The sequence below is a fragment of the Dickeya fangzhongdai genome, assembly GCF_002812485.1.
GTDB lineage: Bacteria > Pseudomonadota > Gammaproteobacteria > Enterobacterales > Enterobacteriaceae > Dickeya > Dickeya fangzhongdai.
The window spans coordinates 1427229-1443240 of the sequence record NZ_CP025003.1; the positions used below are offsets into that span (position 1 = coordinate 1427229).

At 56.2% G+C, this 16012-nt stretch carries 14 protein-coding genes and 6 tRNA genes; 3 read left to right on the forward strand and 17 right to left on the reverse strand.

Features of this window, described 5'->3' with window-relative positions:
- The gene (gene leuS, locus CVE23_RS06590; protein ID WP_100849146.1) at nucleotides 1-2583 is read right to left on the reverse strand and encodes a leucine--tRNA ligase; all 2583 of its coding nucleotides are present in this window, start codon (nucleotides 2581-2583) and stop codon (nucleotides 1-3) included.
- A gap of 258 nt (nucleotides 2584-2841) precedes the next feature.
- Between leuS and CVE23_RS06595 the strand changes: the two genes are divergently transcribed.
- Entirely contained in the window at nucleotides 2842-3324 is a 483-nt protein-coding gene (locus tag CVE23_RS06595; RefSeq protein ID WP_013316973.1) for a zinc ribbon-containing protein, read from the forward strand.
- A 124-nt stretch (nucleotides 3325-3448) separates the two neighbouring features.
- Here CVE23_RS06595 and tnpA read toward each other — a convergent pair whose 3' ends face one another.
- From tnpA to miaB, 10 genes are all read right to left on the reverse strand, one after another.
- The gene (tnpA, locus tag CVE23_RS06605; protein WP_038918153.1) at nucleotides 3449-3907 is read right to left on the reverse strand and encodes an IS200/IS605 family transposase; all 459 of its coding nucleotides are present in this window, start codon (nucleotides 3905-3907) and stop codon (nucleotides 3449-3451) included.
- A gap of 194 nt (nucleotides 3908-4101) precedes the next feature.
- A complete protein-coding gene (locus tag CVE23_RS06615) occupies nucleotides 4102-4827 on the reverse strand; it encodes an amino acid ABC transporter ATP-binding protein (RefSeq protein ID WP_038660930.1) in 726 nt (241 codons plus the stop codon).
- Nucleotides 4827-5501: a glutamate/aspartate ABC transporter permease GltK gene (gltK, locus tag CVE23_RS06620; RefSeq protein ID WP_038918277.1), complete on the reverse strand. Its 675-nt coding sequence runs from the start codon at nucleotides 5499-5501 to the stop codon at nucleotides 4827-4829. The genes CVE23_RS06615 and gltK overlap by 1 nt, the downstream gene beginning before the upstream one ends.
- A complete protein-coding gene (locus tag CVE23_RS06625; protein ID WP_038660924.1) occupies nucleotides 5502-6242 on the reverse strand; it encodes an amino acid ABC transporter permease in 741 nt (246 codons plus the stop codon). It abuts the gene before it with no gap.
- A gap of 163 nt (nucleotides 6243-6405) precedes the next feature.
- Nucleotides 6406-7329: a glutamate/aspartate ABC transporter substrate-binding protein gene (locus tag CVE23_RS06630; protein WP_038918278.1), complete on the reverse strand. Its 924-nt coding sequence runs from the start codon at nucleotides 7327-7329 to the stop codon at nucleotides 6406-6408.
- A 356-nt stretch (nucleotides 7330-7685) separates the two neighbouring features.
- Nucleotides 7686-9215, reverse strand: coding sequence for an apolipoprotein N-acyltransferase (gene lnt, locus CVE23_RS06635; RefSeq protein WP_100849147.1), 1530 nt, complete (start codon nucleotides 9213-9215; stop codon nucleotides 7686-7688).
- A gap of 7 nt (nucleotides 9216-9222) precedes the next feature.
- The gene (gene corC, locus CVE23_RS06640) at nucleotides 9223-10092 is read right to left on the reverse strand and encodes a CNNM family magnesium/cobalt transport protein CorC (RefSeq protein WP_038918281.1); all 870 of its coding nucleotides are present in this window, start codon (nucleotides 10090-10092) and stop codon (nucleotides 9223-9225) included.
- 98 nt (nucleotides 10093-10190) lie between these two features.
- Nucleotides 10191-10676, reverse strand: a complete 486-nt coding sequence (gene ybeY, locus CVE23_RS06645; protein ID WP_038918283.1) for an rRNA maturation RNase YbeY — start codon at nucleotides 10674-10676, stop codon at nucleotides 10191-10193.
- On the reverse strand, nucleotides 10673-11725 hold the full coding sequence (locus CVE23_RS06650) for a PhoH family protein (protein ID WP_038918284.1): 1053 nt from the start codon (nucleotides 11723-11725) through the stop codon (nucleotides 10673-10675). The genes ybeY and CVE23_RS06650 overlap by 4 nt, the downstream gene beginning before the upstream one ends.
- A 229-nt stretch (nucleotides 11726-11954) precedes the next feature.
- Nucleotides 11955-13379, reverse strand: coding sequence for a tRNA (N6-isopentenyl adenosine(37)-C2)-methylthiotransferase MiaB (miaB, locus tag CVE23_RS06655; RefSeq protein WP_038920849.1), 1425 nt, complete (start codon nucleotides 13377-13379; stop codon nucleotides 11955-11957).
- Between the two features lie 222 nt (nucleotides 13380-13601).
- On the opposite strand from miaB, the gene ubiF reads away from it, so the two are divergent.
- Both ubiF and CVE23_RS06665 read left to right on the forward strand, forming a co-directional pair.
- Nucleotides 13602-14768 (forward strand): 3-demethoxyubiquinol 3-hydroxylase, encoded by a 1167-nt coding sequence (ubiF, locus tag CVE23_RS06660; RefSeq protein ID WP_100849148.1) that lies wholly within the window; start codon nucleotides 13602-13604, stop codon nucleotides 14766-14768.
- Nucleotides 14769-14930: 162 nt separating this feature from the next.
- Complete coding sequence (locus CVE23_RS06665) at nucleotides 14931-15260, forward strand: DMT family transporter (RefSeq protein ID WP_100850420.1); 330 nt, start codon at nucleotides 14931-14933, stop codon at nucleotides 15258-15260.
- Nucleotides 15261-15388: 128 nt separating this feature from the next.
- Here CVE23_RS06665 and CVE23_RS06670 read toward each other — a convergent pair.
- From CVE23_RS06670 to CVE23_RS06695, 6 genes are all read right to left on the reverse strand, one after another.
- A tRNA-Gln gene (locus tag CVE23_RS06670) sits at nucleotides 15389-15463 on the reverse strand.
- 9 nt (nucleotides 15464-15472) lie between these two features.
- Nucleotides 15473-15549 (reverse strand) — tRNA-Met (locus CVE23_RS06675).
- Between the two features lie 43 nt (nucleotides 15550-15592).
- A tRNA-Gln gene (locus CVE23_RS06680) sits at nucleotides 15593-15667 on the reverse strand.
- A gap of 38 nt (nucleotides 15668-15705) precedes the next feature.
- Nucleotides 15706-15780 (reverse strand) — tRNA-Gln (locus CVE23_RS06685).
- A gap of 56 nt (nucleotides 15781-15836) precedes the next feature.
- Nucleotides 15837-15921, reverse strand: a tRNA-Leu gene (locus CVE23_RS06690).
- A gap of 9 nt (nucleotides 15922-15930) precedes the next feature.
- A tRNA-Met gene (locus tag CVE23_RS06695) sits at nucleotides 15931-16007 on the reverse strand.
- Nucleotides 16008-16012 lie beyond the last annotated feature (5 nt).

Below are 16012 nucleotides of genomic sequence, written 5' to 3' on the forward strand. Positions count from 1 at the left end.
TTAACCCACAACCAGGTTAAGCAGTTTGCCTGGAACGAAAATCACCTTGCGAACGGTCACGCCATCCAGATATTTGGCTACCAGCGGCTCCTGTGCCGCCCGATCGCGAACCTGTTGCTCGGTGGCATCGGCCGCTACGGTGATTTTGCCGCGAACTTTACCGTTGACCTGTACCACGACCAGACGAGAGTCTTCCACCATCGCCTGTTCGTCCGCTACCGGCCACGGCGCCTGATCGATGTCGCCTTCGCCTTTCAGCTCGCGCCACAGTACGAAGCAGGCGTGCGGAGTGAATGGGTAGAGCATCCGCACTACCGCCAGCAGCGTTTCCTGCGTCAGCGCGCGGTCCTGTTCCGACTCCTGCGGCGCTTTGGCCAGCTTGTTCATCAGCTCCATGATCGCCGCGATGGCGGTGTTGAAGGTCTGACGACGGCCAATATCATCCGTCACTTTGGCGATGGTTTTGTGCAGGTCGCGGCGCAGCGCTTTGTGGTCTTCCGTCAACGCAGCCACATCCAACTGTTGAGTAGCGCCTTTCCCGGTGTGGTCGTAAACCTGTTTCCACACGCGTTTCAGGAAGCGGTTAGCCCCTTCCACGCCGGATTCCTGCCACTCCAGCGTCATTTCCGCCGGGGAGGCGAACATCATGAACAGACGTACGGTGTCGGCGCCGTAGCGTTCCACCATGACCTGCGGGTCGATACCGTTGTTTTTCGATTTCGACATTTTGCTCATGCCGGCGTAAACCAGCTCGCGGCCTTCTTTATCGAACGCTTTGGTGATGCGCCCTTTGTCGTCGCGCTCCAGCGTCGCGTCGCTCGGCGATACCCAGATACGCTCGCCGTTGTTGCCGACATAGTAGAAGGCGTCGGCCAGAACCATGCCCTGACACAGCAGACGTTTAGCCGGTTCGTTGGAGTTCACCAGACCGGCGTCGCGCATCAGTTTGTGGAAGAAACGGAAGTACATCAGGTGCATGATGGCGTGTTCTATACCGCCGACATACTGGTCTACCGGCAGCCAGTAGTTGGCGGCAGCCGGATCCAGCATGCCCTGATCGTACTGCGGGCAGGTGTAACGCGCGTAATACCAGGACGACTCCATGAAGGTATCGAAGGTATCGGTTTCACGCAGCGCCGGCTGGCCGTTGACCGTGGTTTTGGCCCACTCGGGATCGGCCTTGATCGGGCTGGTGATGCCGTCCATTACCACGTCTTCCGGCAGCACTACCGGCAGTTGGTCTTCCGGCGTTGGGATTACGGTGCCGTCTTCCAGCGTCACCATCGGGATCGGCGCGCCCCAGTAGCGCTGACGGGACACACCCCAATCGCGCAGACGGTAATTGACTTTACGCTGACCGACGCCCTGCGACACCAGTTTGTCGGCAATGGCGTTAAAGGCGGCGTCAAAGTCCAGTCCGTCGAATTCGCCGGAGTTGAACAGGCGGCCTTTTTCAGTTTGCGCCTGAGCGGACAGATCCGGCTCGCTGCCGTCTGCCATCAGAATAACCGGTTTCACCGGCAGGCTATATTTGTGGGCGAATTCCCAGTCGCGCTGGTCGTGGCCCGGTACCGCCATGACGGCGCCGGTGCCGTATTCCATCAGCACGAAGTTGGCGGCCCACACCGGCACGTTTTCGCCGGTCAGCGGGTGGATGGCGAACAGACCGGTAGCGACGCCTTTTTTCTCCATGGTCGCCATGTCGGCTTCCGCCACTTTGGTGTTGCGGCATTCGGCGATAAAGTCCTGCAGCGCCGGGTTGTTTTCCGCCGCTTTCAGCGCCAGTGGGTGACCAGCCGCCACGGCGACATAGGTCACGCCCATGAAGGTGTCCGGGCGGGTAGTGTAAACGGTCAGGGTGTCGTCGCCGTCAGCGATCCGGAAGGTGATTTCTACCCCTTCGGAACGGCCGATCCAGTTGCGCTGCATGGTTTTGACCTGCTCAGGCCAGCTTTCCAGCGTATCCAGATCGTTGAGCAGTTCGTCGGCGTAAGCGGTGATTTTGATGAACCACTGCGGGATTTCCTTGCGTTCCACCTTGGTGTCGCAACGCCAGCAGCATCCGTCGATCACCTGCTCGTTGGCCAGCACGGTCAGGTCGTTCGGGCACCAGTTCACCGCTGAGGTTTTTTTGTAAACCAGGCCTTTCTCATACAGTTTGGTGAAGAACCACTGTTCCCAGCGGTAGTAATCCGGTTTGCAGGTCGCCACTTCGCGATCCCAGTCGTAACCGAAGCCCAGCAATTTCAGCTGGTTTTTCATGTATTCGATATTGGCGTAGGTCCAGGGCGCCGGCGCGGTATTGTTTTTCACCGCCGCGCCTTCCGCCGGCAGGCCAAAGGCGTCCCAGCCGATCGGCTGCAGAACGTTTTTGCCCAGCATACGCTGATAGCGGGAGATCACGTCGCCGATGGTGTAGTTGCGGACATGACCCATGTGTAGACGGCCAGAAGGATAAGGCAGCATGGAAAGGCAATAGTATTTTTCCTTGCCGGGTTCTTCGGTCACTTTGAAAGTCTGTTTCTCTTGCCAGTGAAGCTGGACGTGCGCTTCGATATCTTCTGGGCGGTATTGCTCTTGCATGGCTGCCAGTGGTCCTTAGTGAAAATCGCTACCTCGGTAGCATGTTCTGTTTCATTTCAAAAGATCCGCATAGCATAGCTGATAAGCGACTGGCTCAACAACCGCTTGAGGCGGTCCGGGGCCGATTTATGCGGCGCCGGTAGCGAAGACGGAGGTTAAACCCGCGGATTGGGAAGCGGCTCCCGGTAGTGTCGGAAAAATCATCTACACTAGGCTGTGCAGGCCCGTCGATAAGCGCTTTCACGCTAAGGAGTCACGATGAGCAAAGTGGTTCAGTATTACCGGGAGTTGATGTCCGCCGTTACCGAGTGGTTAAGCCGCGGCGAGCGGGACATGGATAAGCTGATGTCGGATGCCCGGCGCCAGTTACAGGAAACCAATGAACTGACGCAAAAGGAGATTGAACAGGTAATACTGGCGCTCCAGCGTGATCTGGAAGCCTTCTCCCTCAGTTACGAGGAGAGCCAGAATGCCTTTGCCGACAGTGTATTCGTGCGCGTGATTCGTGAAAGCCTGTGGCAGAACCTGGCGGATATCACCGACAAGACGCAACTGGAATGGCGCGAAGTGTTCAAGGATGTCAGCCACCACGGCGTATATCATAGCGGCGAGGTGGTAGGGCTGGGCAATCTGGTGTGCGAACAGTGCCATCACCACATTGCTTTTTATACCCCGGAAGTCTTGCCGCTGTGCCCGAAATGCGGGCATGACCAGTTCCATCGCCAGCCGTTTTCGCCCTGACCGGGAGCGTGTGGAAATAAATATCCTCCGGCATAGCCGGAGGTTTTTCAGATGCGCCTATAAGGCTCTGTTACCAGCCGCGCCCTAACAGGCGCATACGATCTGACATTTGCATCAAACTTCGTTACTTACGGCCCGTAAACGGGCTACCCGGATAAGGGATCGACAACTGCTCTCCCATTTTATCCTCTTCAAGCTGGTGCTTTATGTATTCCTGTATCTTCGCCGTGTTCTTCCCTACCGTATCTACGTAATATCCCCGGCACCAGAACTCCCTGTTCCTGTATTTGAATTTCAGATCTCCAAACTGCTCATAAAGCATCAGACTGCTTTTCCCTTTCAGATATCCCATAAAGCCGGATACGCTCATTTTGGGCGGGATTTCCACAAGCATATGGATATGATCTGCGCAGCATTCCGCTTCCAGAATACGTACGTTTTTCCACTCACACAGCTTTCTTAAAATGCTGCCTATCGCCAGGCGTTTCTCTCCGTAGAACGCCTGTCTTCGGTATTTTGGCGCAAAAACTATGTGATATTTACAGTTCCATCGGGTGTGCGCTAAGCTCTTTTCGTCCCCCATTGGGACCCCCTTTTGATTTCTTGTTGAACTTTTGCAGTTGCCAGACCGCAAGGTGTTTTAACAAATCAAAAGGGGTTTTGATAACTGGCTCAAAGCTGGAAGCTTTACGGAACCCCCAGCCTAGCTGGGGGTTTTCTATAGACAAAAAAACAAGGGTGCCGAAGCACCCTTGCGATATGGCGACAGGCTGCGGATTAATGCAGGATTTTCGCCAGAAAGTCTTTAGCGCGGTCAGACTGCGGATTACTGAAGAAGTCCTCTTTGCGGGTATCTTCAATGATCTTGCCTTCATCCATGAAGATGACGCGGTGCGCCACCTTGCGGGCGAACCCCATCTCGTGGGTCACCACCATCATGGTCATGCCTTCTTGCGCCAGCTCCACCATTACGTCCAGCACTTCATTGATCATTTCCGGGTCGAGCGCCGAGGTCGGTTCGTCGAACAGCATCGCCACCGGGTCCATACACAGGGCGCGGGCGATAGCCACACGCTGTTGCTGACCACCGGATAACTGCCCGGGGAACTTGTTGGCATGCGCCGACAGGCCGACGCGCGCCAGCAGCTTCAGTCCTTTCTCGCGGGCGGCTTCTTTGTCGCGCTTGAGTACCTTGACCTGCGCCAGCGTCAGGTTGTCGACGATGGACAAGTGGGGGAACAGCTCAAAATGCTGGAACACCATGCCGACTTTGGAGCGCAATTGCGCCAGATTGGTGCGTTTGTCATTGACAGTGGTGCCGTTAACTTCGATCTGACCTTGCTGGATCGGCTCCAGGCCGTTAACGGTTTTGATTAAGGTCGATTTCCCGGAGCCGGAAGGTCCGCAAACCACCACTACTTCACCTTTTTTCACTTCGGTGGAGCAGTCGGTCAGCACCTGAAATTGACCATACCATTTAGAAACATTTTTCAGGAAAATCATCAAACCGTCCTTCTCTTCAAATAATTGACCAGTATCGACGCCGAGAGGCTGATAACAAAGTACACAAACCCGGCGAACAGGATCATTTCCACCTGAGTACCGTCACGTTCGCCGATGGTGGATGCGGTACGGAAGAAGTCCGCCAGACTGAGCACATACACCAGCGAGGTATCCTGAAACAGCACGATACCTTGAGTCAGCAGCAAGGGAATCATGGCCCGGAACGCCTGAGGCAGAATCACCAGCCGCATGGATTGCCAGTGGGTCATCCCCAGCGCCAGCGCGGCGGAGGCCTGCCCGCGGGAAATACTCTGGATGCCGGCGCGGATAATCTCGGAATAATAGGCCGCCTCAAACAGCGAGAAGGCTACCATAGCTGATACCAGCCGAATATCGGTTTTCGGAGAAAGGCCAAGCACATTTTGTAATAAGCTCGGCACGATCAGGTAGAACCACAGCAGCACCATCACCAGCGGTACCGAGCGGAACAGGTTGACGTACAGTTTCGCAAACCAACTGATGGGCTTGATGGGCGACAGGCGCATCACCGCCAGCACGGTACCCCAGACAATCCCCACCACGACCGCGGTCAGGGTGATTTCCAGCGTGACGCCCATCCCCTTGATCAGATAAGGCAGGCTGGGCGGAATCGAACTCCAGTCAAAGTTGTACATTTATTTGCTCCCCAGATTGCCCGGCAGACGGGTTTTGCGCTCCACAATCTGCATGATCAGCATGATGATGGCGTTGATGCCGATATAGGCCAGCGTGATCGCGCTGAAGGACTCATAGGCGTGAGCGGAGTAATCCAGCAGCTTGCCGGCCTGCGCCGCCATGTCCACCAGACCGATGGTGGAGGCGATGGCGGAGTTTTTCACCAGATTGAGCATTTCCGAGGTCAGCGGCGGCACTACCACCCGGTAGGCGTTGGGCAGCAAGACATAACGGTAGGTCTGGGGGAGCGTCAGGCCGATCGCCAGACCGGCGGCCTTCTGACCACGCGGCAGCGACTGAATGCCTGCCCGCACCTGTTCGCACACGCGGGCGGCGGTGAACATGCCCAGACAAAACATGGAGGACAGGAAGAACTGGATATTGGGGTCCAATTCGGCCTTAAACCACATGCCGATTTTGGCTGGCAGTAACTCCGGCACAACCAGATACCAACTGAAGAACTGGACAATCAGCGGCACGTTGCGAAACAGCTCCACATAACAGGTGCCGATACCGGCCAGCAGACGGTTGGGAACGGTCCGCAGAATACCCAGTAGTGAGCCCAGCAGGAAGGCGATGACCCAGGCGCACAAAGAAAGCGATACGGTGACCTGCAGGCCGGAAATAATCCACCCCAAATAGGTCGTATTTCCGAACGGAGCGGATTGCAGGAAAATGCCCCAGTTCCAATCTATTGACATAACAAACTCCGGTAAAAAAAGGGTAGCGTTCGCTACCCCGAAGATTGATGAGTGGCTTGTGGATTCGCAGGATGGGGAACGACCGCCCTGCGCCTGTCTGTCTTGCCACGAATCAGCAATCGAAAGGCAGAATTACTGCCCTTTATTGTCATTATTAATACGGTTACAACGCCTTATCGTTCGGTGCCTTAAACAGTGCCTTCATGTCGTCGGACAGGACATAGTTCAGGTTAAGATTTTTGGGCGGGATCGGTTGGGTGAACCAGTGCTCGTACCATTTGGCGGCTTCGCCGGAGGTTTGTACCTGAGCAATGGTGGCGTCCACCAGTTTTTTGAATTCAGGGTCGTTCTTACGCAGCATGCAACCGTAGGCTTCGTGAGACTGCGGCGTACCGACAATGACCCATTCGTCCGGATTTTTGGCTTTGGCGCGTTCGCCTGCCAGCAGCGCGTCGTCCATCATGAAGGCCACCGCGCGGCCGCTCTCCAAGGTGCGGAAGGAGTCACCGTGATCCTTGGCGCTGATGATGCGCAGGTTCAGTTTCTTCTCTTCATTCATTTTGTTCAGCAGCACTTCAGATGTAGTGCCGGAAGTAACGACCACCGCTTTACCGCTCAGATCGGTGAAATCCTTGATGCCGGAGTCTTTTTTGGTCAGCAGACGCGTACCGATCACGAAAATGGTATTGGAGAAGGCAGCCTGCTGCTGGCGTTCCAGGTTGTTGGTGGTGGAGCCGCACTCCAGGTCGAAAGTACCGTTCTGCAGCAGCGGAATACGGTTCTGGGAGGTGATGGGTAGCAGCTTCACCTGCAGATTGGGCGCATCGATCGCCTTTTTGACGGCTTCAACAATCTTGTCGGAGTAAGCCTGTGAATAGCCTACGACTTTTTGCTGGTTGTCGTAGTAGGAAAACGGCACGGAAGATTCGCGGTGACCAATAACGATAACACCACTGTCTTTGACTTTTTTCAGCGTGGGGATTGGTGCGTTTTCTTTTTGGGCCGAAGCCGGCTGTTCTTCTGCATAAGCCATAGTTGCTGTTGTGCTGATCAGCATTAACGACAGTGCCAGTTTACGCAATTGCATGCTCTAACTCCTTTGCTGTTGTGGTGGTGCAAATTCTGCTGGGCTATTACCGGCCACATGTTGTGCACCGCTAAAGAGCGAATAAAACGCTGTCATGTTTAAAAATAGCGGATTGTAAACATAATGAAACGAGAATGTTTGCTTTTTGCGAGGCGCTCCGCACCAAAGTGCTGCAATAAAAAACTTATGGCACTAATTTGGTGCAGATCGTGCCCTGGTATTGTGCTATCGCAGAGCAGGATGGCCCGCAAACGTGCAACGTCAGACGTTTCATATCAATGAGTAGCAAGTTGTGTGCCAGAAATGAAACAAGACATGTCCGGACATGTCTTGTTGTGAGAAGGCGAATAGGGAAATCAGCGGGAACGGAAGCGATAAACCAGCGCGGCAAGACCCAGCAAGGCTTCCAGCAGCCACAACGGCCAGGAGCCGAAGCGGGCGTAAGGCGTGATGCCGGTTGCCGGCGTTACGCGGGTTTCCAGTACGTCGCGGGTGAACTGCGGAAGACTGGCGCTGACGCTGCCGTCGGGCGCGATGACGGCCGTTACGCCGTTGTTGGTGGAACGCAGCAGCGGGCGGCCCAGTTCCAGCGCTCGCATCCGGGCCATCTGGAAATGCTGCCAGGGACCAATGGAGTTGCCGAACCAGGCATCGTTGGAAATGGTCAGCAGCATATCGGTGTCGGCGCGGAAATTGTCGCGCACTTGTTGCCCCAGAATGACCTCATAACAGATGGTGGCGGTGAGGCGGTAGCCGTTAACGACCAGCTGCGGCTGCAGGTAGCCGCCGCGGCTGAACGCAGACATCGGCAGATCGAAGAACGGCGCCAGCGGGCGCAGCAGGGTTTCCAGCGGCACGAACTCGCCAAACGGCACCAGATGATGTTTGTTGTAGCGGTTGGTGGTCGGGTAACGATAGGGCTGCTGATCGCCCAGCACGATGATGCTGTTGTAGAAATCGGTACGATTGTTTTCCCGGCGCGCATCGACAATGCCGGTGATCAGGCTGCTGTGATGCTCGCGCAGGATGGCGTCCAGTTGCGTCAGATAGTCCTGCTGGCGGATTTCGATATCCGGAATGGCGGATTCCGGCCAAATCACCAGTGGCGCCTTGTCCATCGCCGGCAACGTGTTATCGAAATAGACTCTCAGCGTGTTGAGCAGTTCGTTCGGGTCCCACTTCAAGGCCTGAGGAATGTTGCCTTGTACCATCGCCACGTTGACCGCGCGCTCCGGCTGCAGTTTGTACCACTCAAGCGAGCGCAACGGCCACGGCAACACCAACAGCGCAGCGGCAACCAGCGCTGGCTGCCAGCGTCGCAGCGTCAGCCCCAGTACCAGCAGCCCGCTGATAATCATCAACAGGAAGGTGAGGGTATCGACCCCTGCGATCGGCGCAATACCTTTCAACGGGCCATCAAGCTGGCTGTAGCCGAACTGCAGCCAGGGAAAGCCGGTCAGCACCCAACCGCGCAGCAGTTCGGTGACCTGCCACAGCGCCGGCGCCGCCAGTGCTACGCGCCATACGCTCGTCTGCGGCCACAGGCGTGCAAGCAGCCCGGCGAACAGCATCGGATAGAGCGACAGATAGAGCGCCAGCAGCACCACCAGACCGACATTCACCGGACCGGGCATGCCGCCAAAATCGGCGATGCTGTAGTAGACCCAATGGATGCCGATGCCGAACAGACCGAATCCCCAACTGAAACCGATCGCCGCCGCCTGACGAGCCCGGCGGTTCAGCGTCAGACCCTGTAGCCCCATCAACGAAATAATGGCGGCTGGCCAGAAATCATAAGGAGAGAACGCCAGTGTGCCGCAGGCACCGAATAAAAGCGCCAGCAGGAGGCGAACCTGCTGGCGTTGCAATAATGAAGCGACTGCCATGAATGAATTAATCTTCCAGTTGCGGTTGCGGAACGTCGTCAGGAATTCTGACATGAACCTGAATAATACGGCGGCTGTCGGCCATGGCAACTTTGAACAGGTAACCGTCGATGTCGATGGTTTCCCCGCGTGCTGGCAGGTGACCGAACGATTGCATCACCAGACCGCCGATGGTATCCACTTCCTCGTCGCTGAATCGGGTGGAGAATGTCTCGTTGAAGTCTTCGATCGGCGTAAGCGCGCGCACGGTGTAAGTCTGGCGATTCAGTTGGCGGATGTCGCGGTCTTCTTCGTCATCGTATTCGTCTTCGATTTCGCCGACGATCAGTTCCAGAATGTCTTCAATCGTCACCAGCCCGGAGACGCCGCCAAATTCATCGATGACGATCGCCATGTGGTAGCGCAGGGAACGGAATTCGTTGAGCATGCGGTCCACCCGCTTGCTTTCCGGCACCACGACGGCAGGCCGCAGCACTTTATCCATGCTGAACGGTTCGGAGTTGCTGCGCATGAACGGCAGCAGGTCCTTGGCCATCAGGATGCCTTCGATATGGTCCTTGTCTTCGCTGATGACCGGGAAGCGGGAGTGGGCCGATTCGATGATCACGTCCAGGCACTCTTCCAGCGTCTGGTTATGCTTGAGGGTAATCATCTGCGAACGCGGGATCATGATGTCGCGCACCCGCTGTTCGGCGATATCCATCACCCCTTCCAGCATGTCGCGGATTTCCGGATCAATTTGTTCCGAATCACGGATTAATGCCAACAGATCATCGTGATCTTTGGATTCGCCGTGGAAAATCTGATTGAGAAAAAGAGAGAAAAATCCCTTTTTGGGACTGGGGGTATCGCTATTGGGAGAATGGTCGTCGCTCATGGCGTCAGTTAATATCACTCTTGTTAAGAAATGATGACCAGCGGTGAATGTCGTCGGTGGCGTATCGCCGCTGGCGTCTGATCCTTAAAATATCGGATTTAAGGCTTGTCAGTAAAATCTTCTTTTTCTGCCAGATACGGGTCGGCATAACCCATACTTTGCATGATTTCCGTTTCCAGTGCTTCCATTTCTTCGGCTTCACTGTCTTCGATATGATCATAACCTAACAGATGCAGGCTGCCATGGACAACCATGTGCGCCCAATGTTCATCCGCGCTTTTCCCCTGTTCGACCGCCTCCTGCTCGACCACCTGCCGGCAGATGATGAGGTCGCCCAGCAGCGGCAGCTCCACTTCCGGCGGCGCTTCGAACGGGAACGACAGCACGTTGGTCGGTTTGTCTTTGCCGCGATAAGTCAGGTTCAGGTGATGGCTTTCCTCTTCGTCCACCACCCGGATGGTGACTTCCGCCACCTCCTGAAATTGCGGCAACACCGCTTCCAGCCAGCGCTGAAAGTCGGCTTCCGACGGCAGCCCGTTGATATTTTCGCTGGCGATTTGCAAATCGAGAATAACCTGACTCATTTCTGCTCCTGCGCGGCGGCCTGCGCTTCGCGTTTGCGTTGCTCCGCCAGTTCGTCCCGGCGTTTCTGATCGGCGGTTTCCCATGCCTCATAAGCGTTGACGATGCGGGCGACCACCGGGTGACGTACCACGTCTTCGCTGTGGAAGAAGTTGAAACTGATTTCCTCGACTTCCGACAGCACCTCGATGGCATGACGCAAACCGGATTTTTGATTGCGCGGCAGGTCGATCTGGGTGACGTCGCCGGTGATGACCGCCTTCGAGTTAAACCCGATACGAGTCAGGAACATCTTCATCTGCTCGATGGTGGTGTTCTGGCTTTCATCCAGAATGATGAAGGCGTCGTTCAGCGTGCGGCCGCGCATGTAGGCCAGCGGCGCGACTTCAATCACGTTACGCTCGATAAGCTTTTCCACCCGCTCGAAACCCAGCATTTCAAACAGCGCGTCATACAGCGGGCGCAGGTACGGGTCTACCTTCTGGCTCAGGTCGCCCGGCAGGAAGCCCAGTTTTTCACCGGCTTCCACCGCCGGACGAGTCAGCAAAATACGGCGAATATCCTGACGTTCCAGCGCATCCACCGCGGCGGCTACCGCCAGATAGGTTTTCCCGGTGCCGGCCGGGCCGATACCGAAGGTGATGTCGTGATCGAGGATATGGGCGATGTACTGCGCCTGATTGGGGGTACGCGGTTTGATCACGCCGCGTTTGGTGCGGATATTCACCGCCTTGCCGTATTCCGGCACGCTGTCGGCGGTCTGTTCCAGTACCCGGGATTCCTTGATGGCCAGATGAATTTGTTCCGGCTCGATATCCGGAATCACGCCGCGTACCGGCGCGGTATCTACATAAAGATGACGCAGGATGTCGGCAGCGGCGTCGATGCAGAGGTCTTTCCCCACCAGCTTGAAGTTGTTGTCGCGATGATTGATCTCTATGCCGAGGCGGCGTTCCAGCTGTTTGATGTTATCGTCAAACGGGCCGCACAGACTGAGCAGGCGTTTGTTGTCCGCGGGTTCGAGGGCAATTTCTTTTATCGTTACGTTCAAACTATTCCTCTTGGGTTTAAGCAGAATGAGCAATGACGCTGTGCCACAGGCAGTGATATCTGCCCGGATGTGGCGCAGAGATTACCCTGATTATTTATCGTGAACCCCGCAGGGCGCAAGTCACATTCGGCATAAAGGCGGCGGGGGGATGGGATGAATCTACTCCAGATGTCGCAGCAAAGAAAAAGCGGGCCGTTTGACGGCCCGCCTGAGAACGATCATCAGCGTATTACGGCTGATAGATGCCAACGCCGAGCTCGTTCTCTTTACGGGTACGAGCGATAACCGACGTCGGCGACTCGCTAACGCGCAGATCCATTTGATCTTCGGTACGGATTACCACGCCACGCAGCGAGTTCGGGTAAACGTCGACAATTTCCACGTCGACGAATTTGCCGATCATGTCGGGCGTTCCTTCAAAGTTCACTACGCGGTTGTTTTCAGTACGGCCGGACAGTTCCATCACGCTCTTGCGCGAGGTGCCTTCGACCAGAATGCGTTGTACTGTGCCCATCATCCGGCGGCTGTACTGCATGGCCTGCTGGTTGATGCGTTCCTGCAGAATGTACAGCCGCTGTTTTTTCTCTTCTTCGGTCACGTCGTCCACCATGTCGGCGGCCGGGGTGCCGGGGCGAGGCGAGTAGATAAAGCTGAAGCTCATGTCGAAATCGACATCGGCGATCAGTTTCATGGTCTGCTCGAAATCTTCCTGCGTTTCGCCCGGGAAGCCGACGATAAAGTCGGAACTGATCTGGATCGCCGGACGGGCTTTACGCAGTTTGCGGATGATGGCCTTGTATTCCAGCGCGGTGTGGCGGCGCTTCATCATGGTCAGTACGCGGTCGGAGCCGCTCTGAACCGGCAGGTGCAGGAAACTCACCAGCTCCGGCGTATCTTCGTACACGCTGATGATATCGTCGGTGAATTCGATGGGGTGGCTGGTGATGAAGCGGATGCGGTCGATACCGTCAATCGTCGCCACCAGACGCAGCAGTTCGGCAAAACTGCAGATGTCGTCATCGTGCGTCGCGCCGCGGTAAGCGTTCACGTTCTGGCCCAGCAGGTTGACTTCACGTACGCCCTGAGCCGCCAGCTGGGCGATTTCAAACAGGACGTCGTCAACCGGGCGGCTGACTTCTTCGCCGCGGGTATAAGGCACCACGCAGAAGGTACAGTATTTGTTGCAGCCTTCCATGATGGAGACGAATGCGGTCGGCCCTTCGGCGCGCGGTTCCGGCAGCCGGTCGAATTTTTCCACTTCCGGGAAACTGATATCCACGATCGGGCTGCGGGTACCCTGCACATGGTTAATCATTTCCGGCAGACGATGCAGGGTCTGCGGCCCGAAAATCACGTCCACGTAATGCGCACGGTCGCGAATGTGTTCACCTTCCTGCGAAGCTACGCAGCCGCCCACGCCGATAATCAGATTCGGGTTGACGTCTTTGAGCGTTTTCCAGCGGCCGAGCTGATGAAACACTTTTTCCTGCGCCTTTTCACGGATCGAACAGGTATTCAGCAGCAGAATGTCGGCTTCTTCCGCGACTTCGGTCAGCTGGTAACCGTGCGTACTTTCCAGGAGATCGGCTATCTTCGATGAATCGTATTCATTCATCTGACAGCCCCAGGTTTTGATATGCAGTTTCTTTGTCATCGTCATCGACTAGCCATTACTCAGTGCGGGTAAACACGCTTACCTTCAACGGGGCGCGTACATGCGGGCGCGTATTGTAATCTTTTGCCGTCGTTGTGACCAGAGCGAGCGGCACGTCGCTTTTCTGAAAAACGTTGCCGAAATCCAGTAAACTATCGCCATCTTTTGTCTTTCTGGCGCCTGAGTCTTCTTTATCGGCGCAATAGAAACAGTGGGGCAGGTATGCACTATGATGCGGTGATTGTAGGCGGAGGCATGGTTGGTGCCGCCGCCGCGTTGGGACTGGCGCAGAACGGTTTTCAGGTGGCGGTGCTGGAGCAGGAAACGCCGCCGCCGTTTGTCGCAGGCAGCGCGCCGGACGTGCGGGTATCGGCGATTGGTCAGGCGTCGGTCAGGCTGCTGGAGCGGCTGGGAGCCTGGCAGGGCGTCGGGCTGATGCGCAGCGCGCCTTACCGGCGGCTCGAAACCTGGGAATGGGACAATGCGCATGTTGTGTTCGATGCGGCCGACCTCGGGTTACCCGAGCTGGGGTTTATGGTAGAGAACCGTATTCTGCAACTGGCGTTGTGGCAGGTGCTGGAGAAGACGCCCGGCGTGACGCTATTGTGTCCGTGGCAATTGCAGCGCATGCATCGTGAAGGCGAGCAATGGGTGCTGACTGGCGAGCAGGGCGATAGCCTGTCTGCGTTGCTGGTGATTGGCGCTGATGGCGCCAATTCGAAAATTCGCCAGTGGGCGGGCATTGGTATCACCGGCTGGCAATATCGCCAGTCCTGCATGCTGATCAGCGCCGAAATGGCCGGCCCGCAGCAGGAGGCGACCTGGCAGCGCTTCACGCCGTCCGGGCCGCGCGCGTTTCTGCCGCTGTTTGACGGCTGGTGCTCGCTGGTGTGGTACGACAGCCCGCAGCGTATCCGCCAGTTGCAGGCGATGTCGCTTCCTCAACTGAATAAGGCTATCGCCGAGACGTTTCCTGCGCGGCTGGGTGAGGTCAATGCGGTCGCGGCCGGCGCGTTTCCGCTGGTGCGTCGTCATGCGCAGCAGTATGTATTGCCGGGGCTGGCCCTGATTGGCGATGCTGCGCATACCATCAACCCGCTGGCGGGGCAGGGCGTGAACCTGGGATATCGGGACGTTTCCACGCTGCTCGATGTGGTGATTCGGGCGCGTGATGAAGGCGTAGTCTGGTACGGCGAGCCGGTATTGCGACGTTATCAGCGGCAGCGCAAGCCTGACAATCTGCTGATGCAAAGCGGCATGGATCTGTTTTACGGCGCGTTCAGTAACCGGCTGCCGCCGCTTGAATTTGCCCGCAACCTGGCGTTGATGGCGGCGCAGCGCGCCGGAAAACTGAAACAGCAGGCGTTGCGTTACGCGTTGGGGTTGTAAACAGCGTAGCCGCTACGCTGTTTTTTCATGATCTGTTCGCCGTCATGCCGCTTTCATGCAGTGTGATTACATTGATACCGCTATATCTGCCAAGAGGCGACCACTATAACGCGTTATCCTAACGGCTTGCGGCGAATTCCTTATTTCTGAGTAGTGAAACTGATGACCTATTTATTTCTTTGTCTGGCGATTGTGTCGGAAGTGGTGGCGACAACGGCGCTGAAATTGTCGGAGAGCTTTACCCGGCTGGTGCCGAGTGTGGTGACGGTGGTGTTCTACGCCATCGCGTTTTACTGTCTGACCGTTTCCATGCGGGTATTGCCGACCGGCGTGATTTACGCCATCTGGTCGGGCGTAGGGATTGTGTTGATCGCGGTGATAAGCTGGATTTTTTACGATCAGCGGTTGGACTGGCCGGCGGTATTGGGAATGGCGCTAATCATTGCCGGCGTGGCGGTGATTAACCTGTTTTCCAATTCGGTGGCGCATTGATGAACGAGCCGGTACTGGCGTTAAGCCGGCGCCGGTTATTGATGCAGATGAAATAGCTGATGAGCGGTAACCAATAAACGATAAAAGCATAAAAAAAGAAAAAGCCCGTTTGCACGGGCTTTTCTGTATGGCTGGGGTACGAGGATTCGAACCTCGGGATGGCGGAATCAGAATCCGCTGCCTTACCGCTTGGCGATACCCCAATTTTAAGGTGGTGGCTACGACGGGAATCGAACCTGTGACCCCAGCATTATGAGTGCTGTGCTCTAACCAGCTGAGCTACGTAGCCAAATTACTGCACGGTCAGAAGCCGTTGGCTTCATGACTGAATATGGCTGGGGTACGAGGATTCGAACCTCGGGATGGCGGAATCAGAATCCGCTGCCTTACCGCTTGGCGATACCCCAACAGGGCGCACATCGTATGACGTGTCTCACTTGATTCATGGCTGGGGTACCAGGATTCGAACCTGGGAGTGGCGGGATCAAAACCCGCTGCCTTACCGCTTGGCGATACCCCAATAAAACTATTGCATACCTAGGCTGACGCTTTGGTTTTCTACACCGACAAAGGTAATGGTGCGGGAGGCGAGACTTGAACTCGCACACCTTGCGGCGCCAGAACCTAAATCTGGTGCGTCTACCAATTTCGCCACTCCCGCAGGAAAAAATGGTGGCTACGACGGGAATCGAACCTGTGACCCCAGCATTATGAGTGCTGTGCTCTAACCAGCTGAGCTACGTAGCCATCTT

Bases quoted from the DNA above. Each gene is read 5' to 3' on its own strand.
- lnt (WP_100849147.1), bottom strand. From the start codon at position 9,215: ATGGCAGTCGCTTCATTATTGCAACGCCAGCAGGTTCGCCTCCTGCTG.
- ybeY (WP_038918283.1), bottom strand. From the start codon at position 10,676: ATGAGTCAGGTTATTCTCGATTTGCAAATCGCCAGCGAAAATATCAAC.
- miaB (WP_038920849.1), bottom strand. From the start codon at position 13,379: ATGACAAAGAAACTGCATATCAAAACCTGGGGCTGTCAGATGAATGAA.
- leuS (WP_100849146.1), bottom strand. From the start codon at position 2,583: ATGCAAGAGCAATACCGCCCAGAAGATATCGAAGCGCACGTCCAGCTT.
- CVE23_RS06615 (WP_038660930.1), bottom strand. From the start codon at position 4,827: ATGATTTTCCTGAAAAATGTTTCTAAATGGTATGGTCAATTTCAGGTG.
- CVE23_RS06595 (WP_013316973.1), top strand. From the start codon at position 2,842: ATGAGCAAAGTGGTTCAGTATTACCGGGAGTTGATGTCCGCCGTTACC.
- gltK (WP_038918277.1), bottom strand. From the start codon at position 5,501: ATGTACAACTTTGACTGGAGTTCGATTCCGCCCAGCCTGCCTTATCTG.
- tnpA (WP_038918153.1), bottom strand. From the start codon at position 3,907: ATGGGGGACGAAAAGAGCTTAGCGCACACCCGATGGAACTGTAAATAT.
- ubiF (WP_100849148.1), top strand. From the start codon at position 13,602: ATGCACTATGATGCGGTGATTGTAGGCGGAGGCATGGTTGGTGCCGCC.
- CVE23_RS06630 (WP_038918278.1), bottom strand. From the start codon at position 7,329: ATGCAATTGCGTAAACTGGCACTGTCGTTAATGCTGATCAGCACAACA.
- corC (WP_038918281.1), bottom strand. From the start codon at position 10,092: ATGAGCGACGACCATTCTCCCAATAGCGATACCCCCAGTCCCAAAAAG.
- CVE23_RS06625 (WP_038660924.1), bottom strand. From the start codon at position 6,242: ATGTCAATAGATTGGAACTGGGGCATTTTCCTGCAATCCGCTCCGTTC.
- CVE23_RS06665 (WP_100850420.1), top strand. From the start codon at position 14,931: ATGACCTATTTATTTCTTTGTCTGGCGATTGTGTCGGAAGTGGTGGCG.